Raw genomic sequence first — 25,620 nt, 5'->3', positions numbered from 1 at the left:
GGCCCAGTTCCAGCGCCACCAGAATTTCTTCTTCCATGGTGATGCCGAGACCGCCATATTCCTCGGGAATGGTCAGGCCAAACAGACCCAGCGCTTTCATCTGGCTGACGATATGTTCAGGAATGGCGTTGCTTTCCTCCACCTCGTGTTCTAAAGGCAGCAGTTCATTTTTGACAAAATTTCGGATGGTGTCTAAAAGCTGTTCCAGCATTTCCGGATCACGGATCATGGTTTACTCCCTTTGTTCATTTTTACGGTAAATTCCTTTACCTTTTTTAATTTCGCAATACGAAATAAATAACCACAAAAGAATAAAAACAGCAAGAGGAAATACAAAATAAATATTTTTGTATAAAAGATATTGAGTTTAGGTAGGAATAGGATTAGTTTAAATGAAAATAAAATTTCGTATTACGAAATCAACGGAGTGATAATGAAAAAATCTGTGACATTGGAGTATATCGAAGATCATATTGCGATCGTTCAAATTAACCGTCCTGAAGCGAAAAATGCACTCAATACTGAAGTTCGCAGGCATCTAGCAGAAACTTTCTCTGAACTGGCTTTAAATGATGATATTCGTGTCTTGATACTTACTGGTGGCGATTCGGTATTTGCAGCAGGTGCAGATTTAAAAGAATTGGCTTCAGCACAAACCACAGAAATGTATTTGCGTCATACAGAACGTTATTGGCAAGCCATTGCACATTATCCAAAACCGGTAATTGCCGCGGTAAATGGCTATGCACTTGGTGGCGGCTGTGAGCTGGCGATGCATGCCGACATTATTATTGCCGGAGAATCTGCGCAGTTTGGTCAACCAGAAGTAAAAGTTGGCGTGATGCCCGGTGCTGGCGGTACACAACGCTTATTCCGTGCAGTTGGAAAATTTCACGCCATGCGTATGATTCTGACGGGTTGTCTGGTTTCTGCACAGGAAGCATATCAAATTGGTTTGGCGTCACAGGTTGTACCAGATAGTGAAACGATCAGTACTGCCATCAAAATGGCAAAAACCATTGCACGTCTACCGCCTATTGCCCTTGAGCAAATTAAGGAAGTGGCGTTAATGTCTGAAGATGTACCGTTGAATGCCGGTTTAAGCTTGGAACGAAAATCCTTCCAGTTGCTGTTCGATACCCAAGATCAAAAAGAAGGTATGCAAGCCTTTATTGAAAAACGTCATCCGCAATATCAAGGCAAATAAATTATTTAGGGAAAGCTTTTATGTCCATTCAAATTGCCACGATTGGCATTATCGGTTCCGGCATCATGGGTACAGGAATTACCCAAATTGTCCTGCAGTCCAATCATCACGTGTATTTATATGATGCCAAAGCAGGTGCTGCCCAAACAGCAGCTGAAAAGCTACAGGAAACTTTAAATAAACTGGTGGAAAAAAATAAAATTACTGCGGAATCTGCTCAGCAAGCACTGGCCAATTTAGTGATCGCACAAAGTTTAGATGAACTTAAAAATTGTGATCTTGTTATTGAAGCAATTGTTGAAAATCTTTCAGTTAAGCAAGAACTGATCAAGCAGCTAGAAGCATTGGTCCCGGAAAATACCATTATTGCTTCGAACACTTCGTCACTTTCCATTACTGCAATTGCATCGCAAAGCCAACATCCTGAACGTATCGCAGGTTATCACTTCTTTAATCCAGTACCTCTCATGAAAGTAGTGGAAGTGATTCCCGGCATCCGTACTCAACCCGAGATTGTCAGTACCTTAGTCGATTTGTCTTATAAAATGGGACATCGACCTGTGGTTGCAAAAGATACACCCGGATTTATTATCAATCATGCCGGTCGTGCTTACGGCACCGAATCTTTAAAAATTCTTAATGAAAATGTCGCCAGCATTCACGAAATTGATCGAATTTTAAAACAAAATCTTGGCTTTAAAATGGGACCTTTCGAGCTGCTCGATTTAACCGGTTTGGATGTATCTCATCCAGTGATGGAATCGGTTTATGAGCAATATTATCAAGAACCGCGCTACCGTCCCAATGTACTCACTAAACAAATGCTGATTGCCAATCAACTGGGGCGTAAAACGGGTCAAGGTTTTTACCGTTATCCAGCGGGACAAAAACTAGATGAACAGCCGGCAATTCGAGTTGAAAAATTGGCTGAATACCCTGCCGTCTGGATTGCGGCAGATTTTGAAGCAGACCGTCAGGCATTAACCGACTATCTAAATACGCATCAAATTAAAATGGATACGCAAGATTATCCGGCAGCGGACAGTCTGATTTTAGTGGCAAGTTATGGTGAAGATACCAGCTCAAGCATCCAGCGCCTAAACCTCGATCCTACACGTACTGTCGCTATCGACTTAATTAACGGTTTAAATGCTCATCGTACCTTAATGCCAAGTCTGATTACCCAACAAAAATTGAGCCAGACAGCACATTCCATTTTCAATCTGGATGGTAATAGCGTCACCGTAATTCAGGAAAGTGTCGGTTTTGTTGCACAGCGCGTGATTGCGATGGTGATTAATTTAGCCTGTGATATTGCCCAGCAAGGGGTTGCCACAGTCGATGACATTAATGCTGCGGTACGCTTAGGGCTAGGCTATCCACATGGTCCAATTAGCTGGGGAGATGTGCTCGGCCCTGCAAAAATTCTGCTTATTTTGGAGCGCATGACTCAAATTACCGCAGACCCGCGTTATCGCCCAAGTCCTTGGTTGCAACGTCGTGTCAAGCTTAACCAATCTTTAACTTTTACCGCTTAAAACTTTAATATCAAAATTCTTCAAGGAAAAAAAAATGTTAAACGCTTATATTTATGATGGATTACGTACTCCTTTTGGTCGTCATGCAGGTAGCTTAGCTACAATTCGCCCGGATGATTTAGCCGGTTTAGTGATTCGCCGTCTGGTTGAAAAAACAGGCATTCCAGGTGCAGATGTAGAAGATGTGATTTTTGGCAGCACCAATCAGGCCGGTGAAGACAGCCGTAATGTGGCACGTCATGCAGCTCTTTTGGCAGGATTACCGGTCACTGTTCCGGGTCAAACCGTTAACCGCTTATGTGCTTCAGGCTTGGGCGCTATCATTGATTCTGCTCGCGCCATTACTTGTGGTGAAGGTGATTTGTATATTGCCGGTGGTGTCGAGTCAATGACACGCGCGCCTTTCGTGATGGCAAAAGCTGAATCTGCTTATAGCCGCGAAGCAAAAATTTATGACACCACCATTGGTTCACGCTTCCCTAACCCACAGATTGTCAAGCAATTTGGCGGTCATAGCATGCCGGAAACAGGTGATAATGTTGCGGTAGAGTTTGGTATCAGCCGTGAACAGGCAGATGCATTTGCTGCAGCGTCACAAGCCAAATATGAAGCTGCGAAACAGGGCGGTTTTTTTGAAGATGAAATTACCGCAGTGGAAGTTTCTCAAGGACGTAAATTACCGCCAAAATCAGTAGTTGAAGATGAGCACCCTCGTCCAAGTTCAAATTTCGAAGCATTGCAAAAACTGAAACCACTTTTTGAAGGTGGTGTGGTTACTGCAGGAAATGCTTCCGGCATTAATGATGGTGCAGCTGCAGTACTGATTGGTAGCGAAGCGGTACAGCAAAAATATGGCCTAAAGCCAATGGCTAGAATTTTGTCTGCAGCAGCAGCAGGTATTGAACCGCGTATTATGGGCGCAGGTCCAATTGAAGCCATTAAAAAAGCGGTTGCACGTGCCGGTTTGACTTTAGATGATTTGGATATCATTGAAATTAATGAAGCTTTCGCATCTCAAGTGCTGTCTTGTTTAAAAGGCTTAGGGATTGAGTCGGATGATCCACGTGTCAATCCAAATGGGGGTGCCATTGCACTCGGCCATCCATTAGGTGCTTCAGGTGCACGTCTTGCATTAACCACTGCACGCCAATTACAGCGTATAGGAAAAAAATATGCTGTAGTCAGCTTATGCATTGGCGTTGGCCAAGGCTTGGCCATGGTGATTGAAAACGTAGGCTGAGTATTCTTTTCAGTAAGCCTTGAACTCTTGTTAAGCGGCTGTGGTTATTCAGCCGCTTAATTTTATGTAACATTCATTTCATAAAAGATATTAAAAAATGGATGGTCATTCATCTTAATAAAACTAGATAATTAGACATTTATTTTGTATCGTGAAATTTAGTTGTTATTATATTTTATAGTTATCTATTTGATTGTACCTCAACATGACATTAAAAAATAAATCAGGTGAAAGTTCCAACTTTGATGAAATACGTTTAGACCCCATTTCTCATATTCATCGCGAAAACAATCCACAATTTATTGCTTCAATTGCACGTGGGCTAGAAATCCTACGTTGTTTTTCATCAACCAATCAATTGCTAGGCAATCAGGAAATTGCACATCTGACCAATCTTCCTAAACCGACCGTGGCACGTATTACCAGTACCTTGGTTTCTTTGGGCTATTTAAAGCAATTACCCAATACCACCAAATATTTACTCGATGTTGGTGTATTGGCATTAGGCTATTCAGCACTGTCCAATATCTCTGCACGCACTCAGGCACAACCTTTTATGGAGGAAATGTCTAAATATGCACAGGCACCAGTAGCGATGGCGACACGCGACCGATTAAACATGATCTATCTGAATGTAGTGCATACAGATTCTACACTCACCATGCGTCGTCCGATTGGCTCAACTTTACCTATTCATAGTAGTGCGATGGGCCGGGCATGTTTGGCTGCTATGGTTGAGAAAGAGCGCCATTATTTATTTGATGCGATTAAAAAAAGAAATGAAGACAGTTGGCCGAGTATTAAGCGTAATTTAGAACGTGCAGTTCGCGATTATCAAGATTATGGTTATTGTCTGTCTATTGGTGACTGGGCCAAAGATGTCAATTCGGTGGCGGTACCGCTGATTCATCCGCAACATGGCATTTTGGTGTTTAACTGTGGCGCGCCAAGTTATTTGCTGGATCAGGAAAAGCTGGAAAATGAGATCGGGCCACGCTTAATTCATATGGTCAATAATATTTCCAGTACCTTAAATAACAACTAAAAAATTTCAGATAAATAAGAAGCGCCTAAATGGCGCTTCTTTTATGCAATTTGATTAATTTATTAATCAAATTTAAATGCTTCAGGGTCTAATCTGAACACGACCTCACCGCCTTCTAAAATATTAGCGGCATGCGTTTTAGTGCGGTTTAACAATTTACTGTAATAAAATTGCGCAGTCGCCAGTTTTGCTTGATAAAACTCATCTGTTGAGCCTGCTGTAATTTGACTTTGTGCAACCTGTGCCGCTTTAGCCCATACATAAGCCAGTGTCACATAGCCAGAGAAATACAGATAATCGACAGAGGCTGCACCTGTTTCGTCAGGGTTGGTTTTGGCTTTTTTCGCAATAAAATCAGTCAGATTTTTCCATTCTGTCAATAATTCAGACAACTTGTTTAACAAGGATTGAATACCCGTCTGGTTTTGATGTTTCGCGATAAAATGTTCAATCATATCGGTGAAATTATTTAAAAGAACACCCTCTGATTTCAAGATTTTACGACCGAGCAAGTCAATCGCCTGAATTTCGGTAGTGCCCTCATATAGACAGGCAATACGCATATCACGCGCCAACTGTTCCATCCCATGTTCAGAAATATAACCATGACCGCCAAACACTTGCATACCATGTTTAGAACATTCCACGCCCATTTCCGTTAAGAAAGCTTTGGCAATTGGAGTTAATAAAGCGAGCAGATCTTCAATTTTTTTCTTTTCAGCCGCATCCTGAGTTACCCCTGCTACATCGACCCAATGTGCAATTAAATACGTTAATATACGGCCTCCTTCGGCAAAGGCTTTTTGGGTCAGCAACATACTGCGTACTGCAGGATGGACAATAATCGGATCGGCTGCTTTTTCAGGGAATTTTGCACCACCAAGCGCACGTAAAGCCAGGCGATCTTTGGCATAAGACAAAGCACCTTGATAACTTGCTTCAGAAATGGCTAAACCTTGGGTTGCGGTACTTAAACGCGCTGCGTTCATAAAAGTAAACATACACAGTAAACCTTTATGCTCCGGACCAATCAAATAGCCACGTGCAGCATCAAAATTTAGAACACAGGTCGCGTTACCATGAATGCCCATTTTATGTTCAAGCGAACTGCATACCACATTATTACGATCAGCTTTATTACCCTCTGCATCCACATTAAATTTTGGAACAATAAATAGAGAAATACCGCGTGTACCCTCAGGTGCATTTGGCAAGCGAGCCAGTACAATATGCACAATATTTTCTGCCAAATCATGATCGCCTGCAGAAATAAAGATTTTTTCACCGCTAATCGCATAGCTGCCATCTTCATTTGGTACAGCCTTGGTACGAACTTGCCCCAAGTCTGAACCTGCTTGTGCTTCTGTTAAGCACATGGTTCCTGTCCATTGCCCGCTAATTAATTTCGGCAGATAAATTTGTTTTTGTTGTTCTGTCCCATGGTGATTAATCGTGCGCATAGCACCATGCGATAAACTTGGGTACATGCCCCATGCCCAGTTACACGCCGTAGTCATTTCCTGAATTGCGGTACGAAGTAAGTTTGGTAAACCTTGACCACCAAATTCTTCACGTGCAGTTAAGGATGGGAAACCTAATTCAACATATTTATTATAAGCTGCTTTAAAACCGTCTGGTGTAGTCACAATCCCATCTTTTAAAGTACAACCTTGACGGTCGCCTACTGCATTTAAGGGCAGAATTTCATTTTGGCAAAAATCTGCTGCGACATCTAAATATTGATTAAATAATTCAGCCGACACTTTGTCTTGGTAATATTCAAAACCAGAATAAGTTTCTTCAATGTTGAGCACTTCATTTAAGACAAAGTTCATATCTCGACGCGGTGCAATATAATCTGGCATTGTTTAATCCTTCCTTTTATATTCCCTGCTAAAATTTTTAAATATTTGGCAGAGTAGTTCCAATGTTCTTGTGATCTTTAAAATGAATATTTCACATTTATAACGGCGTGATTTTTTCACATCATAGAAATAATTTCGCATAACGAAATAATATTCCATATATTTACTATTTACTACAAAAAGCACATCAATCCGTTTTTTTTGATTAAATTTTATACATTTCTATCTAAACAGAGTCATTTAATCTTTGAGAATCTGCCATATTTTCTCGTTTAATTAATGATGAATAAAAATATCTGAATAAAATCATTTTTATCTTTCTCATTTTTCTATAAAAAACAGCGAAAAACTCATATAAGAATTAAATATTTTGCAATACAAAATTTTATTTTATAAATTTCCAGATTATGTTATTTTTCAATAAATCGAAAAAGACAGGACAAGGAATAAAGGAATGCTGACTGACCAATATTCAGGAATTGAAGCACTTAATGCACTTAAAAATGGTGAAATTCCACATGCACCGATGGCCAAGACCATTCCTATGAAACTAGTGGATGTGCAAGAAGGATATGTTGTGTATGAAGTTACACCGGGTGAAGAACATATTAATTTACAAGGTGGCGTGCATGGTGGATTCTGTGCCACTGTTCTAGACAGCGTAACGGGCGGTGTTGCCCACTCCATTATGGAAAAAGGCAATCGCTTTGCGACTGTAGACTTGAATATTAAAATGATTCGCCCCATGCAAGTCGGAAAAACCTATCGAGGCATTGGGCACTTGATTAATGCTGGACGGACAATTGTCAGTACTGAAGGCAAAATTATTGATGAAAATGATAAAATTTATGCGCATGCTACCGCAACCCTAATGATTATTCGAAAATAAACAAAAAGAGCGGTATCTTTTGAATAGATACTGCTCTTTATGTGATTATTTAAGTAATAGGTATAGCGTCTTAATATCCACTAGCCAAAATCTGTACGAATATTATTTACCATATGTACTAAACGCGGAGCGATTTCATCTTCCAGCTTTTCACGGCTTAAAATAAAGCTTGGCCCACCACAGTTAAATACCAGTAATCCATGTTGATCGTGATAATAAGGTACAGCCACTGAATTCACATCTTTATGCCAGTCACCGACCGAGAAGCAATATCCAAAATCTTGATAATCTTTAAAAGCCTTATCTAACTCACGATTTATTTTTATCCAGTCTTCTTTGTGTTTGGCACGAATGGCATTGAGTAAAAATTCACGCTCATCTTCTGGCATAGCTGCCAAACATGCACGACCAACAGAACTTAAATGAATGGGTAAATAGGTACCGACTTGGCGTCGCATAGTAACACTACCCTTGCCTTGCACGACATCTAAGTAAATCATGTTTAAGCGGTCACGAGTTGCCATTGCAACTGCTGCACCTGCATAATCTGCTAATTCTTTCATGTATGGATGAGCAATCGAACGGATTGAAAGATTCGACAACATCGAATAACCAAATGAGAGCACGCCAACAGACAGTTGAAATTTACTTGAGTTTGATACTTGTTTTAAATAACCCAAACGTGACAGTGTATGAGTTAAACGGGTAATGGTCGGTTTCGGCAAACCTGTCATTTGAGAGAGTTCTTGATTACCTAAATGTTGATGTTTTGGGGTAAAACAACGTAACAGTTCCAAACCACGGGCGAGAGCGGTAATATATTGACGATCATTTTCATCCTGCATATCCTCAATAGGATCCAGGAGTTCATGTCGTAAAGGAGCTAATAGCTTCTCCGCTTGTTCCGATTCTGTCACTTCAGTCATTTAAATGGCCTAATTTCTTTAATTCTGTTTCGCATTGCGAAAATTATAATATAAATATCCTATTAATAGCAAAGAAGCGACTTGTAAAAGTTGCTTCTTTATTCATTTTAATAAAGCTTTTAAGATGGATTAACCAATAATACCTTTGCTTCGCAGTTCTGCTAATTTTTCAACATCCGCTACCCGCGCCAAAATTTCATTAGTATGTTCACCCAGCATTGGCGGTGCCTTCTTGTATTCCACTGGAGTACGAGAAAGTTTGATTGGGGAACCAATTACTTTCAGCTTATCTTTTAAAGGATGCTGCATTTCAACCAGCATATCTCGGGCTTTCACTTGCGGTTCTTCAAAAGCTTGTTCAAGGTTATTAATCAATCCAACCGGTACTTTCACCGCATGAATCACTTCAACCCAATGTTTTGCATTATCGCCAAGGAAATGCGCAGATAATAACTCGCCAATTTCACTGCGGTGTTTAATCCGTAGTGCGTTAGTGGTAAAGCGTGAATCGTTAGGTAAATCAGGCAAACCAATCGCATTGCTTAATGCCACAAATTGTTTGTCATTGCCGCAAGCAATAATAAAGTCTTGGTCTGCTGCTTTAAACACTTGGTAAGGCACAATATTGGCATGCGCATTACCATAGCGCCCTGGCACTTTGCCTGACGCTAAATAGTTCATGCCTTGATTGGCAAGCGTTGCCACTTGTACATCAAGCAATGCCATATCAACGTGTTGACCTAAGCCAGTAATGGTACGATTTAACAACGCTGCTTGAATGGCAATGGTTGAATACAGACCCGTGGTTAGATCAGCAAAGGCCACACCTACTTTTTGTGGACCACCGCCTGGCAAGTCATCTTTTTCACCAGTCACAGACATTAACCCGCCCATACCTTGGATGATAAAGTCATAACCCGGTTCCGGTGCACGTGGTCCGGTTTGACCAAAACCGGTAATTGAGCAATAGACCAGTTTTGGGTTAATGGCACTTAAACTATCGTAATCCAGTCCGTACTTTTTCAGCGAGCCGGCTTTATAATTTTCAATCACTACATCAGAGTCTGCAGCTAAAGCGCGGACTAGTTCCTGACCTTCAGCGGTCGAAATATCAATCGCAACGGAAAGTTTATTTCGGTTCGTAGATTGGTAATAAGCCGCTTCACGTGTGTCCTCACCTTGATTATTCTTCATCCAAGGTGGACCCCATAAACGAGTGTCATCACCCGTTTTTGGACGTTCAACTTTAATCACTTCTGCGCCTAAATCCGCCAAGATTTGACCACACCAAGGACCTGCAAGTACGCGGCTTAAATCCAGTACGCGAATACCCTCTAATGCACCCATGTGTCTTTCCCTTTATACACGTTCAATAACCATTGCGAGACCTTGTCCCACACCAATACATAGACTGATCACAGCATATTTTTTGCCGCTGCGTTGTAGTTCACGTGCCGTTGATAAAGCCAGGCGAGCGCCCGATGCCCCCAATGGATGACCGACTGCAATCGCCCCACCATTTGGATTGACACGTGGATCGTCCAAAGCAACGTCTAAACCTTGAAGACATGCCAACACTTGAGAGGCAAAAGCTTCATTGATCTCGATGATGTCCATATCAGCCAAAGTCAGGTTAGCACGTTTAAGGGCCAGCTTGATGGCATCAACCGGACCTGCACCCATAATACGTGGTTCAATCCCGGCTGCACCCGATGCCAAAATCTTGGCAATCGGCTTAAAGCCCAAGGTTTGCTCAGCCTGCTGTGAACCAATCAACAATACTGCTGCACCATCGTTCACGCCTGAAGCATTCCCGGCAGTAACTACGCCGCCCTCAAACAATGGTTTCAGTTTTTGCAAAGCTTCCATATTAGACGATGGGCGTGGATGCTCATCAATTGCGACTAATTTAGGCGCTAATTCGCGGCCTTGTGGCACTTCGATGCCGACAATTTCACCATCAAAGAAACCGGCCTGTTTGGCTGCTTCATATTTGGTTTGCGATGCTGCCGCGAATGTATCCGCATCTTCACGCGTGATGCCGTATTCAACCGCCACGTTGTCACCAGTTTTTGGCATGGTGTCATCACCAAACTGCTTTTCAATCGCAGGGTTCGGGAAACGCGCACCGATTGCTGAATCAAAGACTTTAAAATCACGACCAAAGGCTTTTTCGGACTTGGCAAAGACAAAAGGTGCGCGTGACATGGATTCAACACCACCGGTGATAAAAATGTCGCCTTCGCCACAACTAATGGCACGTGCTGCATCAATTACAGATGCCAAACCTGATGCACAGAGACGGTTTACGGTTTGCGCCGGGGTTTTGACATCCAAACCTGCAAGCAATGCAGCATGACGCGCGATGTTACGGCTGTCTTCACCAGCCTGATTGGTGTTGCCCAAAATCACATCATCATAAATATTGTTGGGTAAATTATGCTTTTCAAGCAAAGCCTTAATCACATGTGCAGCCAGATTGTCCGGACGAATCGTGGCAAGCTGACCGGCATGACGACCAAATGCAGTACGTACGCCATCATAAATATAGGCATTTAACATAGGAGATTCCTTTTGACTCGCTTAAACAGCTGCGCTATGAAGTAAAGATGAATTCAATTGTGCACGACGTTTCAGCCATGGGCTTGGACGGTAGCGCTGATCACCAGTATTGGCATAGATTCGCTCTAGAATCAGAAGGATGCGATCGCTACCCAATACATCGCCCCATGAAATTGGACCATGGGGATAACCCAGACCCAGTTTCACTGCTTTATCGATATCAGAAGCCGTGGCAATTTGCTGCTGTGCAATATCACACGCCAGGTTCACTACCATTGCCAAGACACGCTGTGCAACGAAGCCGACACTTTCTGCAATCACGGTCACGCTCTGTCCATCTTTAGCAAATATCGCATGCGCCTGATCGATGTAATTTTTCGCAGTCACAATGGATGGCATGAGCGTGCGGTGCTTGTCAAAATCAGTCAGCAGATCAATCGACACCACACGCACTGCATCTACGCCCAAACGTAAAGCAGCCGTAGTGCTGTCTTCACCATAAGTAGCAAGTATAATGAGGCTGTCTGCCGCAGGTTGTTCTGCACTGTCCAACACCAAGCCTTGCGCGCGGATGTAATCACGTAAAACGCTGACATCTTGTTCACGATCTGCCGCAATCCACACCGCATTAAAGTGGTTGACTGCCGGAACAACTTGTAACGGTGCTTCGTTGGTTTTCTTGCCATCAATATATTTATAGAAACCTTCACCGACTTTACGACCGACTTTTTTACCGGCCAACATTTGACGGGTTAAAGGGTGGGGACGATAACGGTCTTCTTGATAGTACTGGTTAAAGATCGATTCCATTACCGGATGCGATACATCAAGCGCAGTTAAGTCAAATAACTCAAGCGGCCCCATACGGAAACCCATACCGTCACGTAAAATACGGTCGATGTCTGAAACTGATGCAACCCCTTCACCGAGTGCTTTTAGTGCTTCTGTACCGTATGCACGACCGGCATGGTTGACGATGAATCCCGGTGTGTCTTTGGTGCGTACACCGAAATGGCCCATACGCTGTGCCAGTTCAAGCAATTCGGCAATCACCTGTTCATCGGTGGCCAAGCCGGCAATCACTTCGACAATTTTCATCAAAGGCACAGGATTAAAAAAGTGGAAACCCGCCATACGCCCTTGATGCTCAAGATTTGATGCAATCGCGGTTACAGACAGTGAAGATGTATTGGTGGCTAAAATCGTGCTAGGCGCAACAATGGCTTCAATCTGTTTAAACAAGCTTTGCTTGATCTCAATGTTTTCAATGATGGCTTCAACCACCATGTCCACACCTGCAATTTGTTCAATGCTGTCTAAAATTTTAAAACGTGCCAAGGTTTCATTCAGCACTTGTTCAGTGAATTTGCCTTTGGCCTGAAGTTTTTCCAATGTGCCTTGGAGTTTGGCTAAACCCGCCTCGGCAGCACCGGCTTTGGCATCAAATAAACGAACTTCCACGCCGGCTTGTGCAGCTATTTGCGCAATGCCCATACCCATTACACCAGTACCGATCAACGCCATAGATTGAATGGTCATGTCTTATTCTCCCGTGTACTGTGCAGGACGTTTTTCAAAAAATGCATTCACGCCTTCTTTTTGATCTTTGGTGTCAAATAGAATCTGGAAGGCTTTACGTTCTAAAGTCAGCGCGCCTTGCAAAGACAAGTCCTGACCCAAATTGGTCACTTCTTTAATTTGCTGAACTGCAATTGGAGAGAAACCTGCGATGGTTTTTGCAATCTCAAGTGCATGAGAAATCGTGTTTTCATCTTCCACCACTTCAGATACCAAGCCCATTTGACTAGCTTCTTCAGCACTTATAAATTTACCCGACAACACCAGCAGCATGGTTTTAAATTTACCAATGGCACGCAGCAGACGTTGCGTACCGCCCGCGCCCGGCATCAGGCCGAGTTTCACTTCAGGCTGACCGAATTTGGCCGACTGGCCGGCAATGATGATATCGGCATGCATCGCCAATTCACAGCCGCCCCCCAAGGCATAGCCATTCACCGCCGCAATAATCGGTTTGGTGCAATCAACCAAGCTTTGCCAGTACTGTTCGGTATGGCGTAAATACATTTGCGCTGTGGTTGCAGTGGTGAAGTCTTTAATGTCAGCGCCGGCCGCGAAGACCTTTTCACCGCCAGTAATCACAATAACGCGTACTGCAGGATTGTGGTTCAGTATTTGAAAAGTTTCTGAAAGTGCCTGACGTAGTTCCAGATTCAGTGCATTCCTTGCTTCAGGTCGATGTATTTCTACAAGCGCTACGCCATCTTCTGGAAGGGTAAGTTTTAATATTTGGGTGCTTTCCATAATCTTTAAATTTCGCACAGCGGTATATTAACTACAATATACATAACTTTAACCCAATTTTAAATTAAATTTTTTCATATGAAAAATAATTAATAATAATGATAAATGCATATTTTTTATAAAAAACAAATATTTAAATCTTAAATATTAATAAATAATAAATACCGCTATGCGAAATATACTTTCGTATATATTGTGCATACGATATTTTTTGATTAGTATCCGGATAAATTTAGCTTAGTGACTACATCTTGTTCGATTTTATTAATTAAAAAAACAAGCTGTTAATCCTAAAAACGGAGTTAGGACATGATTCGCGATCAGGAAACCTTAGACCAATTAGTCGATATGATTCGTCAATTTGTTGAAGGTGTATTAATCCCAAATGAAGAACTCGTTGCTGAAACAGACGAAATCCCTACAGAAATCGTTCAGCAAATGAAAGAGTTAGGATTGTTTGGTTTAACAATTCCTGAAGAATATGAAGGCCTTGGCCTAACTATGGAAGAAGAGGTTTATATTGCCTTTGAATTAGGCCGTACCTCTCCTGCTTTCCGTTCGCTTATTGGTACCAACAATGGTATCGGTGCTTCAGGTCTGATCATTGATGGTACAGAAGAACAAAAACAATATTTCCTGCCTCGCTTAGCCAGTGGTGAAATTATTGGTTCATTCTGCTTAACCGAACCGGATTCTGGTTCTGATGCTGCATCTTTAAAAACAACTGCAGTAAAAGATGGCAATGAATACATCTTGAATGGTACCAAACGCTTTATTACTAATGCCCCACATGCAGGTGCTTTCACGGTAATGGCACGTACCAATCTTGAGTTGAAGGGTTCAGCTGCTATTTCTGCATTTATTGTCGACAGCAAAACGCCTGGTATTTCTCTTGGTAAACGTGACAAGAAAATGGGCCAAAAAGGCGCACATACCTGTGACGTGATTTTTGAAAACTGCCGTATTCCAGCATCTGCTTTAATTGGTGGTGTGGAAGGCGTTGGTTTTAAAACTGCAATGAAAGTGCTTGATAAAGGCCGTATTCATATCGCAGCACTGAGCGTTGGCGCAGCAACACGCATGCTAGATGATTCGCTTCAATATGCGGTTGAACGTAAGCAATTTGGTCAAGCAATTGCTAATTTCCAGTTGATTCAGGGCATGTTGGCCGATTCAAAAGCTGAAATTTATGCAGCTAAATGCATGGTGCTTGATGCGGCGCGTCTACGTGATGCAGGCAAAAATGTCAGCACTGAAGCGTCATGCGCAAAAATGTTTGCTACAGAAATGTGTGGCCGTGTGGCAGATCGTGGTGTGCAGATCCATGGTGGCGCAGGTTACATCAGCGAATATGCGATTGAACGTTTCTACCGTGATGTCCGTTTATTCCGTTTGTACGAAGGTACCACTCAAATTCAACAAGTAATTATTGCGCGTAACATGATTAAAGAAGCTACGCGTTAACAGTTTGGCTGGGTCACTCTCCTTGCGACTCAGCCTTTTTTATAAGGTAATGGATTATGGCTGTTAATACTTTATCCAAAATTAATCCAAATACATGGAAAATTGCATTTGTATTTGCGTTCTTGGCCTTATTGGTTGATGGCGCTGACTTAATGCTTTTATCTTATAGCTTAAGCAGTATTAAAGCTGAGTTCGGATTAACATCGGTCGAAGCTGGGATGCTTGGAAGCTTTACCCTGGCAGGTATGGCGATTGGCGGTATTTTTGGTGGATGGGCATGTGACAAATTCGGACGCGTCCGTACTGTTGTTATTTCTATTTTATTATTTTCTGTGTTGACTTGCGGTCTTGGTTTTACGCAATCATTTGTCGAATTTGGTACTTTGCGTTTCTTCGCTTCATTAGGTTTGGGCTCTTTATATATTGCCTCTAATACCCTCATGGCCGAGTATGTTCCGACAAAATACCGTACAACAGTATTGGGTACACTCCAAGCAGGCTGGACGGTCGGTTATATTGTCGCAACTTTACTTGCAGGCTGGTTAATTCCAGACCATGGCTGGCGCATGTTGTTTTATGTGGCTGCAATCCCGGTTGGTTTGGCGATTCTGATGCATTTTATGGTACCAGAACCTGCTGCATGGCAAGAGAATCGTTTCAAGAAGGTTGAATTAACAGACAAACCTGCCGAATCGACTTGGAAAATGATTTTTCAAGACAAGAAAAATCGTAACATGTTCATTCTTTGGGCGTTAACAGCTGGTTTCCTACAATTTGGTTACTATGGTGTAAACAACTGGATGCCGACATACCTCGAAAGCGAATTGGGTATGAAGTTTAAAGAAATGACGGCTTATATGGTAGGTACCTATACCGCAATGATCTTGGGTAAAGTCCTTGCTGGATATATGGCAGACAAAGTTGGGCGACGTTTCACTTATGCATTCGGTGCTGTAGGTACAGCCATCTTCCTACCTTTAATCGTGTTTTATAATTCGCCAGAAAATATTCTTTATCTATTGGTTATCTTCGGTTTCTTATACGGTATTCCATACGGTGTAAATGCAACTTACATGACTGAAAGTTTCCCGACAGCCGTACGCGGTACAGCCATTGGCGGTGCTTACAATGTGGGTCGCTTAGGTGCCGCAATTGCACCAGCAATTATTGGTTACCTTGCAAGTGGTGGGTCTATTGGCCTTGGCTTCCTGGTGATGGGTGCTGCATACTTTATTTGTGGTGTAATTCCTGCGCTGTTCATCAAAGAAAAGCAATACGACCCTCAAAAATCTTAATGCTTTAAATATCTGAAAAAGCCTCTTATGAGGCTTTTTTATACAGATTTAAAAGCCGGATGAGCTTTTAAAATGAACCACTATTTGCTAAAATACCGCTAAGCGAAATAGGATTTTATATAATGGAAGATATTATCAGAGAATCGATGGGGTTTGACGTCGTTATCGTAGGCGCAGGCCCTGCGGGTCTTTCTGCAGCGATCAAAATTCGCCAACTTGCAATTGAAAACAATCTAAACGATCTGTCCGTTTGTGTCGTGGAAAAGGGCTCTGAAGTCGGTGCACATATTCTGTCGGGTGCAGTACTTGAACCGCGCGCCATGAATGAGTTGTTCCCTGACTGGAAAGAACAAGGCGCACCGCTTAATGTGCCTGTAACAGAAGACAAAACTTTCTTCCTGCTGTCAGATGAAAAATCACAGGAAGCACCGCACTGGATGGTGCCAAAAACCATGCACAATGATGGCAACTATGTCATCTCGCTCGGTAACGTGGTGCGCTGGTTAGGCACCAAAGCCGAAGAGCTGGAAGTGTCCATTTTCCCGGGCTTTGCTGCGTCTGAAATTCTGTACCATGCGGATGGAACGGTAAAAGGCATTCAAACTGGTGACATGGGCATTGGCAAAGATGGCGAACCGACGCATAACTTTACTCCGGGTTATGAACTGCATGCCAAATACACCCTTTTTGCTGAAGGCTGCCGGGGTCATTTAGGTAAACGCCTGATTGCAAAATATAACCTGGATAAAGATGCCGATCCACAGCACTACGGGATCGGGATTAAAGAGCTTTGGGAAATTGATCCGGCCAAACACAAACCGGGTCTGGTGATGCACGGTGCAGGCTGGCCTCTTGCTGAAACCGGTTCTTCAGGCGGCTGGTGGTTATACCACGCTGAAAATAATCAGGTGACTTTGGGCATGATCGTGGATCTGTCCTACACCAACCCGCACATGTATCCATTCATGGAAATGCAGCGCTGGAAAACCCATCCTTTAATCAAGCAGTATCTAGAGGGTGGCAAGCGGATTTCTTATGGCGCACGTGCCGTAACCAAAGGCGGCTTTAACTCGCTACCGAAGTTTACTTTCCCGGGCGGCTCTTTAATTGGTGATGATGCAGGCTTCCTGAACTTTGCCAAGATCAAGGGTTCACATACCGCGATGAAATCCGGCATGTTATGTGGTGAAGCGGTGTTTGAAGCGATTGCGGCTGGCGTAGAAAAAGGCGGTGATCTCGCTGTTGCACGTGTGAGCGAGGGTGAAGACTTCTTTGCCAAAGAACTTACTGCGTATACAGACAAGTTTAACAACAGCTGGCTGAAAGAAGAGCTGTATAACTCGCGCAACTTTGGCCCGGCGATGCACAAGTTTGGCCAATGGATGGGGGGTGCATTTAACTTTATCGATCAGAACGTGTTTAAAGTGCCATTTACCTTGCATGATCTGGTACAGGATTTCGGTGCATTGAAAACCGTCGATGCGGCGAACTTTAAGCCGAATTATCCAAAACCGGATGGCAAGCTGACCTTTGACCGTCTGTCTTCGGTGTTTGTATCAAACACGGTACATGAAGAAAACCAGCCGGCGCATTTGAAGCTAACCGATGCTTCAATTCCAGTCAACGTCAACCTGCCGAAATGGGATGAGCCTGCTCAGCGCTATTGCCCGGCGGGGGTTTATGAAATCATGGAAAACAATGACGGCTCGAAACGTTTTCAGATCAATGCAGCCAACTGTGTACACTGCAAGACCTGTGACATCAAGGATCCCTCTCAGAACATCACCTGGGTAACGCCGGAAGGCGGTGGTGGACCAAACTATCCGAATATGTAATTTGGGGATGGTTGGAAAAACAATGTTTGGCATCCTATAAAAATGCATGAATATTGTTTTACTCACAATGTAGACGTTCGAATAACGCCTTCATTTATTTTTTTAGGTAATCTGAGCCTTCTAGGAGGCTCAGATTAAAAATAGCTTTCCAGTGTTTTTGGATAATTTAGAAATAAAAATTTACGAGCTCTATAAAACTTTTTAATTAAACCTGACAAAAAACTTTGAACCTACACTATTTTTCGATGTTTATTACCAAACTTCTTTCTAGGTAATGCTATTCAATTTGAATCTATAATCTATTCTATAAAATTGATATAAAATAAATTTTTATTCAATATGAAAGTGAATCGATGATTGAGAATTTAACACTCTATTCATTTGGTGATCAGTTTTAAATTGAAAATAAGAAAAACACAAATATATGAAAAATCCATAATAAATACTATTTTATTTATCATAATGCTGACAGAACATAGTACTTCAATACATGTTTTCCGAATAGAAGCTCTGTATGTATAATCTATAACTTCTATTAGTTTTAAAGAAAAACTTACTCAAATCAGTTGAGGTCTAATGATGATAAAAACAACTCTAAGCGTATTAGGACTATCTCTAGTCTCTAGCCTAGCTCTAGCTTCCGATCCCTTACATGGTACCAAATGGAAAACCATTGATGATGTGACTAAAAAGCCATTATCGGTTGTGCAATTTACTGAAACGTCTAACGGTGTGCTCTCTGCAAAAATTGTGGATGTACTGGAAGCGAGTGAAAGTGAAAAATGTACAAAATGTGCGGGTAAATTCCATAACAAACCCCTTAAAGGTATACAGATTGTCTCAGGTCTAAAAAATACTGCAAACAATATGTATGATGGGGGAAAAATTACCGACCCGAAGAATGGTAAAACATATAGCTTTAATGCCAAGCTATCTCAAGATGGTAAAACTTTAGCGGGTCGTGGGTATATTGGGATTTCTGCTTTAGGACGTAACCAAACCTGGGTTCGCGTAAATTAATTCTGACTGACATATTTAAAAAAGCGACTTTATTAAGTCGCTTTTTTATTGATGCGTTAACCGTTAATCATCAGCTGCAATGACAATGACTAGCTGTGTCATATAAACCTAAATCATTTTTTTAATATTTTGATCCCATTAGATGTCTGCTCCTCCTGTTATTTATCAGGATATCGGGAGGTATGCAGACAATGGCTAGCCAATCTTGAATCAATATTATGCGATATCTTCCAGTTGCAACTCTTGGCGCATCAATTCCTGCAATTTAAATTTTTGCGCCTTGCCTGAAGCAGTCATTGGAAATTCGGTAAAGAAGCGCACATATCGCGGTATTTTATTGTGCGAGATATGCTCTGCACAATACTGCCGAATTGCTTCTTCATTTACCTGATGATGCTCATGCAGGATAATACAGGCACACAGTTCTTCGCCATATCTTGGATCTGGCAGCCCAATGACTTGTACATCTGAAACATCGGGATGCGTATATAAAAAGTCTTCGATCTCTTTCGGAAATAAATTTTCACCACCGCGAATCACCACATCTTTAATTCGGCCTTTAATTTTTACAAAGCCATCTTCGTCCATTTCGGCAATATCACCAGTGTGCATCCACTTGGCAACATCTATCACTTCCTGAGTTTTGTCGTTGTCTTCCCAATAACCCAGCATGACCGAATAGCCGCGTACGCACAGTTCCCCCAGCTTTCCACGCGGTACCACTTTGCCATTTTCATCGACAATCTTGATTTCCAAATGTGGATGGACACGGCCGACAGTTCCGACACGGCGTTCAACCGAATCTGAAGTCGAACTTTGAGCACTGACCGGTGCAGTTTCGGTCATGCCATAACAAATCGTAATTTCGGCCATATGCATACGGTCAATCACACGCTGCATAATTTCACGTGGACATGGACTGCCCGCCATGATTCCGGTACGTAAGCTGCTCAGGTCAAACTCATCGAATTGTTCATGTTCAAGCATGGCAATAAACATGGTAGGCACACCATAGGCTGCGGTGCATTTTTCTTGTTGAATCGTTTTAAGAGTATCTAGCGGGTTAAACACAGCAGATGGATAGACCATAGTTGAACCATGGGTAATACAGGCCAAATTGCCCATTACCATGCCGAAACAATGAAATAGCGGTACCGAAATACAGACCCGATCTTGGGGGGTTAAATGAATCGCTTCACCGACAAAATAACCATTATTTATAATATTATTATGCGTGAGCATAGTGCCTTTCGGATTACCTGTCGTACCCGAGGTAAATTGAATATTAATGGTTTCATCAAACTGTAAATCAGCGGCAATCGCTTGCAATTGATTTAACTGAACAGCCGTCGGTTCTGGCAGTAAATCAGCAAAACGGTGAATACCAATATGCTGTTCGTGATCAATTTTAATCACGTGCTGTAAATGCGGCAGGCGTTTTGCAGAAAGTCTTTTATCTAGCGATTGGGTGATTTCTGGGGCAATTTTGGTCAAAATTTCCTGATAATTACTGGTTTTAAATTGCGCTGCAATCACCAATGCCTTGCAGGACACTTTATTCAGTACATATTCAAGTTCACTGCTTTTATAGGCAGGATTCAAATTGACCAGAATCATGCCGGCTTTAAAGGCTGCAAACTGGGTGATGGTCCATTCCACACAATTGGGCGACCAAATCGCAATCCGGTCGCCCTTTTCCAAGCCTAATTGAAGCAGGCTACATGCAAATGCATTGACCTGATCCTGCAGCTGTTTATAGCTTAAGCGTACATTTTGATGCACACTGACCACAGCATCCTGTTCAGCATATTGCTGACATGCCTGATCAAACTTTTCACCAATGGTCATCCCAAGTAAAGGCTGACTGCTTGTTCCATAGGCATAACTTAACCGTACTTGTGTCATTGAATCACTCTCCTTGATTCTTTGTAATTATGATTCTTTCACTTTAATTGTTTTGACTCAGACAACTTTCTCAAACAGCCTTATTTTTTGTGTTTAACCGATCACTCTCCCTCCTTTAAGCAAACTCCACTTACACAAAAATCGGCAATTTGTTTGACAAAATAGTCTTTATAGGCCTGATCAAACCTGACATTTTTAGAAGGATTTAACGGTTCAATTACCACAAAAGTCATTGCTCCAACGACGCACAACGCTGCGGTATTTAAATCTTCAAATCCAAACTCACCATTGATTTTACCTTCGGCAAGTATTTCATTAATGCTTTGTTTAATCAGTTGCTTACTACGAAAACGCTCATGTTCTATCGAAGGATCGACAGGCTCAAACATCAGCGAATACGCAAGTTGGGGGCTATTCAATGCACGTTTAACAAAAGTGGTCACCGCCTTGTGTAATTTTTCAGATGCAGAAAGATCACTTGCAGCAATGTTGTTCAAAATTTGAACTTCATACTGAATCGCTTCTGACAATACTTCAATCAACACCTGACTTTTGTTATCGAAATAACGATAAACCAGCCCACTGGATACGCCTGCACGATCAGCAATCGCCTGAATTTGCGCATCTTTAAAGCCCCCTTGAGCAATCAGTTCACGCGCAGACTGCAAAATCGTTTGACGATTTTGCTCCATTCTTTCCTGCATCAATGATGATCTTTTATAACTCATAATCTTATTCTCAACCAGATAAAATGAATTGTAAATCATTTTGTGAATATATATTCACTTTTTCGAAAAATAGTTGTATTGTAAAAATCAAGCACAAAAAAAATGCTTTTTGGAACAACAAATATAACCATCAGGATGAATGAAGAAATGAATCTACAAAGTTTAAATTTCGGTTTGGATGAAACGCTAATTGCCCTTAAAGATTCAATCGCAGCATTCTGTGCAAAGGAGATTGCACCGATTGCTCAGCAAGTTGACCAAGACAATGTATTCCCTGCTCACCTTTGGAAAAAATTTGGTGATATGGGGCTACTTGGCCTGACTGTAAGCGAAGAATACGGTGGAACTAACCTTGGTTATTTGGCGCATATTATTGCCATGCAAGAAATTTCACGCGCATCAGCATCGATTGGCTTGTCCTACGGTGCACATTCTAACTTATGTGTAAACCAGATTAAGCGAAATGGTAACGAAGAACAAAAACAAAAGTATTTACCTAAACTGGTTTCCGGTGATTTTGTCGGTGCCCTGGCAATGTCAGAGCCTAATGCGGGCTCAGATGTCGTCAGCATGAAGCTAAAGGCTGAAGATAAAGGCGATCATTATCTGCTCAATGGTTCAAAAATGTGGATCACCAACGGCGGCGATGCTGACGTACTGGTGGTGTATGCCAAAACTGATCTGAAAGCCGGCTCTAAAGGCATGACGGCTTTTCTGGTGGAAAAAGGCATGCCGGGTTTTAGCCATGGTACTCATCTGGATAAATTGGGGATGCGCGGTTCAAACACCTACCCGCTTTTCTTCGACAATGTTGAAGTGCCGAAAGAAAATGTGTTGGGTGGTGTGGGCAATGGCACCAAAGTTTTAATGAGTGGTTTGGATTATGAACGTGCAGTGTTAAGTGCAGGTCCGCTGGGCATTATGGATGCCTGCCTTGACACGGTACTTCCTTATATTCATGACCGTAAACAGTTTGGTCAGGCACTCGGTGAATTCCAGTTGATGCAAGGCAAAATTGCCGATATGTACTCCACCTGGCTGGCATGTAAAGCACTGGTTTATGCCGTGGGCGCGGAATGTGACAAGGCGGAACATAGTCGTAGCTTACGTAAAGATGCAGCAAGTGCGATTTTATATGCTGCTGAAAAAGCCACCTGGATGGCAGGTGAAACCATTCAAACCTTAGGCGGTAATGGTTATATCAATGAATTTGCCGCAGGTCGTTTATGGCGCGATGCCAAACTTTATGAAATTGGTGCGGGAACTTCTGAAATCCGCCGCATGCTGATTGGTCGTGAACTGTTTAATGAAACAGCTTAAATCGCGGTCCGTGAGTACACTGAATAACAAGGAAGTTCGAAGATGAATACATTACAAAGCAAAATTAATATTCGAAGTGAAGATTTTAAAACCAACCAGACTGCCATGCAGATTTTGGTCGATGATTTAAAACAAAAAGCCCAACAAATTGCTTTAGGCGGCGGTGAAAAAGCCCGTGAAAAACATTTGGCACGCGGCAAACTGTTACCGCGCGAACGCGTCGATCATCTGATTGATGCCGGAACTGCCTTTTTAGAAATTGGGCAATTGGCAGCTTATCAAGTCTATCCCGATGATGTGCCTGCTGCGGGTGTGATTGCAGGAATTGGTCAGGTGAATGGCGTCACCTGCATGATTGTGGCCAATGATGCGACAGTCAAAGGCGGCACTTATTATCCCCTAACGGTGAAGAAACATTTACGTGCCCAAGAGATTGCTGAACAAAACCATTTGCCATGTATTTATCTGGTCGATTCAGGTGGTGCGTACTTGCCCATGCAGGATGAAGTGTTCCCGGATCGTGATCACTTTGGACGTATTTTCTATAACCAGGCGCGTATGTCGAGCCAAGGCATTGCCCAGATTGCCGTGGTAATGGGAAGCTGTACCGCAGGTGGTGCTTATGTGCCTGCGATGTCGGATGAAACCATTATCGTGCGTAATCAAGGTACGATTTTCCTCGGTGGCCCACCTTTGGTTAAGGCTGCAACTGGTGAAGTGGTCAGTTCTGAGGACTTGGGTGGCGGTGATGTGCATACCCGTCTATCCGGCGTGGCCGATCATCTGGCTGAAAGCGATGAACATGCGATTGCCATTGCCCGTAATATTGTGGCGAATTTAAATAAAAAACCCAATAAAACGGCTGATGAGATTGAAGCGCCCTTATTTGATGCGCAGGAGCTGTATGGCATTGTACCCAGTGATGCGCGTAAGCCCTTTGATGTGCGTGAAGTGATTGCCCGTATTGTCGATGGTTCACGTTTTGACGAATTCAAAGCCCGTTTTGGTACAACTTTAATCACAGGCTTTGCCGAACTTTTTGGTATGAAAGTCGGCCTCATTGCCAATAACGGCATTCTGTTTTCGGAATCTGCACAAAAAGGCGCGCATTTCATCGAGCTGTGTACCCAGCGCAATATTCCCCTGCTCTTTATTCAAAACATTACCGGTTTTATGGTCGGTCGCCAGTATGAAAATGAAGGCATTGCCAAAAATGGCGCCAAACTGGTAATGGCTGTTGCCAATGCCAATGTACCGAAATTGACCTTGGTGATTGGCGGTTCATTTGGTGCCGGCAACTATGGCATGTGTGGTCGTGCCTATTCTCCACGTTTCCTTTGGACTTGGCCAAACTCGCGTATTTCGGTGATGGGCGGTGAACAGGCATCAAGCGTGCTTTCTACTTTAAAGCGCGATCAAATTGAACAAAAAGGTGAAAGCTGGTCAGCAGAACAGGAAGATCAATTTAAACAACCGATTCGTGATCAATACGAGCGCCAAGGTCATCCTTATTATGCTTCAGCGCGTCTTTGGGATGACGGTGTGATCGATCCTGCACAGACACGTCAGGTCTTGGGCTTAAGTCTGGCAGCGGCGCTGAATGCACCAATTTTACCAACCAAATTTGGCGTATTCCGCATGTAAGGGGTGAAAAAATGACTTATCAATTTTTACAGCTCGAACAGCAGAATCAGGTGACTACGGTCTGGATTAACCGTGCTGAACTCCACAATGCCTTTAATACACAGGTGATTGAAGAATTGCATGCCTGCTTTCAAGCTTTAAATAGCCGTGAAGATGTGCGTGTCGTGGTTTTGGCGGGTCGAGGCAAAAGCTTTTCAGCCGGTGCCGATCTGAACTGGATGAAACAGGCCGGACAAGCTTCGCAAGCGGAAAATGAAGCTGATGCGCTAAAACTGGCGAAAATGTTGCAAAGTTTGGCGACTTTAAAACAGCCGACTATTGCCCGTGTGCATGGGATTGCTTTTGGTGGTGGTATGGGACTGGCGTCTGCTTGTGATATCTGTATTGCCAGCTCTGATGCCAAGTTTGCTACCTCTGAAGTTCGTTTAGGTCTGGCACCATCGACCATTAGCCCCTATGTGATTCGTGCCATCGGTGCGCGTCAGGCTTCTCGCTATTTCTTAACCGCAGAACGCATTACTGCCGAGCAAGCACAAAAAATCGGTCTGGTGCATGAAGTCACGGCGATTGAAGAACTGGATAGCAAGATTGATGAAATTGTTCAAGCCTTGCTCTTGGGTGGCCCTGAAGCACAGGCATCATCCAAACAACTGATTCAACTGGTCGACCAGCAGGTGTTAACTGAAGAATTACTGCTGCAAACCGCACAACATATTGCCCATGTACGCCAAGGATCAGAGGCTAAAAATGGCTTGAGTGCTTTTTTAGATAAGCAAAGTCCTTCCTGGATTATCTCTACAGCAGAACAATAATAA

The 25,620-nt window shown here is 42.7% G+C and carries 21 protein-coding genes; 12 read left to right on the top strand and 9 right to left on the bottom strand.

What is annotated here, in order from left to right; translation table 11 throughout:
- Positions 1–229: acyl-CoA dehydrogenase family protein (locus E0H89_RS14755; protein ID WP_131218042.1), on the bottom strand; the 229-nt coding region annotated here is incomplete at its 3' end.
- 204 nt (positions 230–433) lie between these two features.
- Between E0H89_RS14755 and E0H89_RS14750 the strand changes: the two genes are divergently transcribed.
- The 4 genes from E0H89_RS14750 to E0H89_RS14735 all read left to right on the top strand — a co-directional run bounded on the left by E0H89_RS14750 (position 434) and on the right by E0H89_RS14735 (position 5,030).
- Positions 434–1,207, top strand: a complete 774-nt coding sequence (locus E0H89_RS14750; protein WP_131218040.1) for an enoyl-CoA hydratase — start codon at positions 434–436, stop codon at positions 1,205–1,207.
- A 20-nt stretch (positions 1,208–1,227) separates the two neighbouring features.
- The gene (locus tag E0H89_RS14745) at positions 1,228–2,745 is read left to right on the top strand and encodes a 3-hydroxyacyl-CoA dehydrogenase (protein WP_131218038.1); all 1,518 of its coding nucleotides are present in this window, start codon (positions 1,228–1,230) and stop codon (positions 2,743–2,745) included.
- Between the two features lie 34 nt (positions 2,746–2,779).
- On the top strand, positions 2,780–3,985 hold the full coding sequence (locus tag E0H89_RS14740) for a 3-oxoadipyl-CoA thiolase (protein ID WP_131218036.1): 1,206 nt from the start codon (positions 2,780–2,782) through the stop codon (positions 3,983–3,985).
- Positions 3,986–4,190: 205 nt separating this feature from the next.
- A complete protein-coding gene (locus tag E0H89_RS14735; protein WP_131218034.1) occupies positions 4,191–5,030 on the top strand; it encodes an IclR family transcriptional regulator in 840 nt (279 codons plus the stop codon).
- Positions 5,031–5,092: 62 nt separating this feature from the next.
- Here E0H89_RS14735 and E0H89_RS14730 read toward each other — a convergent pair whose 3' ends face one another.
- On the bottom strand, positions 5,093–6,895 hold the full coding sequence (locus E0H89_RS14730) for an acyl-CoA dehydrogenase C-terminal domain-containing protein (protein ID WP_131218032.1): 1,803 nt from the start codon (positions 6,893–6,895) through the stop codon (positions 5,093–5,095).
- A gap of 454 nt (positions 6,896–7,349) precedes the next feature.
- On the opposite strand from E0H89_RS14730, the gene E0H89_RS14725 reads away from it, so the two are divergent.
- Positions 7,350–7,784: a PaaI family thioesterase gene (locus tag E0H89_RS14725; RefSeq protein ID WP_131218030.1), complete on the top strand. Its 435-nt coding sequence runs from the start codon at positions 7,350–7,352 to the stop codon at positions 7,782–7,784.
- A gap of 80 nt (positions 7,785–7,864) precedes the next feature.
- Here the strand turns inward: E0H89_RS14725 and E0H89_RS14720 are convergent, their stop codons facing one another.
- The 5 genes from E0H89_RS14720 to E0H89_RS14700 form a co-directional block, all read right to left on the bottom strand.
- Entirely contained in the window at positions 7,865–8,710 is an 846-nt protein-coding gene (locus E0H89_RS14720) for an IclR family transcriptional regulator (RefSeq protein WP_131218029.1), read from the bottom strand.
- Positions 8,711–8,839: 129 nt separating this feature from the next.
- The gene (locus E0H89_RS14715) at positions 8,840–10,057 is read right to left on the bottom strand and encodes a CaiB/BaiF CoA transferase family protein (protein ID WP_131218027.1); all 1,218 of its coding nucleotides are present in this window, start codon (positions 10,055–10,057) and stop codon (positions 8,840–8,842) included.
- Positions 10,058–10,069: 12 nt separating this feature from the next.
- Entirely contained in the window at positions 10,070–11,272 is a 1,203-nt protein-coding gene (locus tag E0H89_RS14710; protein WP_131218025.1) for a 3-oxoadipyl-CoA thiolase, read from the bottom strand.
- A 21-nt stretch (positions 11,273–11,293) separates the two neighbouring features.
- Positions 11,294–12,811, bottom strand: a complete 1,518-nt coding sequence (locus E0H89_RS14705; protein ID WP_131218023.1) for a 3-hydroxyacyl-CoA dehydrogenase — start codon at positions 12,809–12,811, stop codon at positions 11,294–11,296.
- A 3-nt stretch (positions 12,812–12,814) separates the two neighbouring features.
- Entirely contained in the window at positions 12,815–13,594 is a 780-nt protein-coding gene (locus E0H89_RS14700) for an enoyl-CoA hydratase (protein ID WP_131218021.1), read from the bottom strand.
- A 309-nt stretch (positions 13,595–13,903) separates the two neighbouring features.
- Between E0H89_RS14700 and E0H89_RS14695 the strand changes: the two genes are divergently transcribed.
- The 4 genes from E0H89_RS14695 (at position 13,904) to E0H89_RS14680 (ending at position 19,208) form a co-directional block, all read left to right on the top strand.
- Positions 13,904–15,058, top strand: a complete 1,155-nt coding sequence (locus E0H89_RS14695; protein WP_131218019.1) for an acyl-CoA dehydrogenase family protein — start codon at positions 13,904–13,906, stop codon at positions 15,056–15,058.
- Positions 15,059–15,114: 56 nt separating this feature from the next.
- A complete protein-coding gene (locus E0H89_RS14690) occupies positions 15,115–16,353 on the top strand; it encodes an MFS transporter (RefSeq protein ID WP_131218017.1) in 1,239 nt (412 codons plus the stop codon).
- A 122-nt stretch (positions 16,354–16,475) separates the two neighbouring features.
- Complete coding sequence (locus E0H89_RS14685) at positions 16,476–18,188, top strand: electron transfer flavoprotein-ubiquinone oxidoreductase (RefSeq protein WP_131218015.1); 1,713 nt, start codon at positions 16,476–16,478, stop codon at positions 18,186–18,188.
- Between the two features lie 582 nt (positions 18,189–18,770).
- Entirely contained in the window at positions 18,771–19,208 is a 438-nt protein-coding gene (locus E0H89_RS14680) for a DUF2147 domain-containing protein (protein WP_447054313.1), read from the top strand.
- Between the two features lie 216 nt (positions 19,209–19,424).
- Here the strand turns inward: E0H89_RS14680 and E0H89_RS14675 are convergent, their stop codons facing one another.
- Together E0H89_RS14675 and E0H89_RS14670 are read right to left on the bottom strand one after the other, a co-directional pair.
- A complete protein-coding gene (locus E0H89_RS14675; RefSeq protein WP_131218013.1) occupies positions 19,425–21,113 on the bottom strand; it encodes an AMP-binding protein in 1,689 nt (562 codons plus the stop codon).
- Positions 21,114–21,214: 101 nt separating this feature from the next.
- Complete coding sequence (locus E0H89_RS14670) at positions 21,215–21,841, bottom strand: TetR/AcrR family transcriptional regulator (protein ID WP_131218011.1); 627 nt, start codon at positions 21,839–21,841, stop codon at positions 21,215–21,217.
- A 147-nt stretch (positions 21,842–21,988) separates the two neighbouring features.
- On the opposite strand from E0H89_RS14670, the gene E0H89_RS14665 reads away from it, so the two are divergent.
- Genes E0H89_RS14665 through E0H89_RS14655 form a run of 3 tightly spaced genes read left to right on the top strand, consistent with a single transcriptional unit; the run spans position 21,989 to position 25,617 of the window.
- A complete protein-coding gene (locus E0H89_RS14665) occupies positions 21,989–23,161 on the top strand; it encodes an isovaleryl-CoA dehydrogenase (protein ID WP_131218009.1) in 1,173 nt (390 codons plus the stop codon).
- Positions 23,162–23,203: 42 nt separating this feature from the next.
- On the top strand, positions 23,204–24,805 hold the full coding sequence (locus E0H89_RS14660; RefSeq protein ID WP_131218007.1) for a carboxyl transferase domain-containing protein: 1,602 nt from the start codon (positions 23,204–23,206) through the stop codon (positions 24,803–24,805).
- A gap of 11 nt (positions 24,806–24,816) precedes the next feature.
- Positions 24,817–25,617, top strand: a complete 801-nt coding sequence (locus E0H89_RS14655; RefSeq protein ID WP_131218005.1) for an enoyl-CoA hydratase/isomerase family protein — start codon at positions 24,817–24,819, stop codon at positions 25,615–25,617.
- Positions 25,618–25,620: the final 3 nt, after the last annotated feature.

Source organism: Acinetobacter sp. ANC 3781, from assembly GCF_004331285.1.
Classification (GTDB): domain Bacteria; phylum Pseudomonadota; class Gammaproteobacteria; order Pseudomonadales; family Moraxellaceae; genus Acinetobacter.
Note: the sequence above shows the minus strand (reverse complement) of the source record. Positions and strands in the feature narration are given on the sequence as shown.

Coding starts and splice junctions, on each gene's coding strand:
- E0H89_RS14750 (WP_131218040.1), top strand. CDS start 434: ATGAAAAAATCTGTGACATTGGAGTATATCGAAGATCATATTGCGATC.
- E0H89_RS14745 (WP_131218038.1), top strand. CDS start 1,228: ATGTCCATTCAAATTGCCACGATTGGCATTATCGGTTCCGGCATCATG.
- E0H89_RS14740 (WP_131218036.1), top strand. CDS start 2,780: ATGTTAAACGCTTATATTTATGATGGATTACGTACTCCTTTTGGTCGT.
- E0H89_RS14735 (WP_131218034.1), top strand. CDS start 4,191: ATGACATTAAAAAATAAATCAGGTGAAAGTTCCAACTTTGATGAAATA.
- E0H89_RS14730 (WP_131218032.1), bottom strand. CDS start 6,895: ATGCCAGATTATATTGCACCGCGTCGAGATATGAACTTTGTCTTAAAT.
- E0H89_RS14725 (WP_131218030.1), top strand. CDS start 7,350: ATGCTGACTGACCAATATTCAGGAATTGAAGCACTTAATGCACTTAAA.
- E0H89_RS14720 (WP_131218029.1), bottom strand. CDS start 8,710: ATGACTGAAGTGACAGAATCGGAACAAGCGGAGAAGCTATTAGCTCCT.
- E0H89_RS14715 (WP_131218027.1), bottom strand. CDS start 10,057: ATGGGTGCATTAGAGGGTATTCGCGTACTGGATTTAAGCCGCGTACTT.
- E0H89_RS14710 (WP_131218025.1), bottom strand. CDS start 11,272: ATGTTAAATGCCTATATTTATGATGGCGTACGTACTGCATTTGGTCGT.
- E0H89_RS14705 (WP_131218023.1), bottom strand. CDS start 12,811: ATGACCATTCAATCTATGGCGTTGATCGGTACTGGTGTAATGGGTATG.
- E0H89_RS14700 (WP_131218021.1), bottom strand. CDS start 13,594: ATGGAAAGCACCCAAATATTAAAACTTACCCTTCCAGAAGATGGCGTA.
- E0H89_RS14695 (WP_131218019.1), top strand. CDS start 13,904: ATGATTCGCGATCAGGAAACCTTAGACCAATTAGTCGATATGATTCGT.
- E0H89_RS14690 (WP_131218017.1), top strand. CDS start 15,115: ATGGCTGTTAATACTTTATCCAAAATTAATCCAAATACATGGAAAATT.
- E0H89_RS14685 (WP_131218015.1), top strand. CDS start 16,476: ATGGAAGATATTATCAGAGAATCGATGGGGTTTGACGTCGTTATCGTA.
- E0H89_RS14675 (WP_131218013.1), bottom strand. CDS start 21,113: ATGACACAAGTACGGTTAAGTTATGCCTATGGAACAAGCAGTCAGCCT.
- E0H89_RS14670 (WP_131218011.1), bottom strand. CDS start 21,841: ATGAGTTATAAAAGATCATCATTGATGCAGGAAAGAATGGAGCAAAAT.
- E0H89_RS14665 (WP_131218009.1), top strand. CDS start 21,989: ATGAATCTACAAAGTTTAAATTTCGGTTTGGATGAAACGCTAATTGCC.
- E0H89_RS14660 (WP_131218007.1), top strand. CDS start 23,204: ATGAATACATTACAAAGCAAAATTAATATTCGAAGTGAAGATTTTAAA.
- E0H89_RS14655 (WP_131218005.1), top strand. CDS start 24,817: ATGACTTATCAATTTTTACAGCTCGAACAGCAGAATCAGGTGACTACG.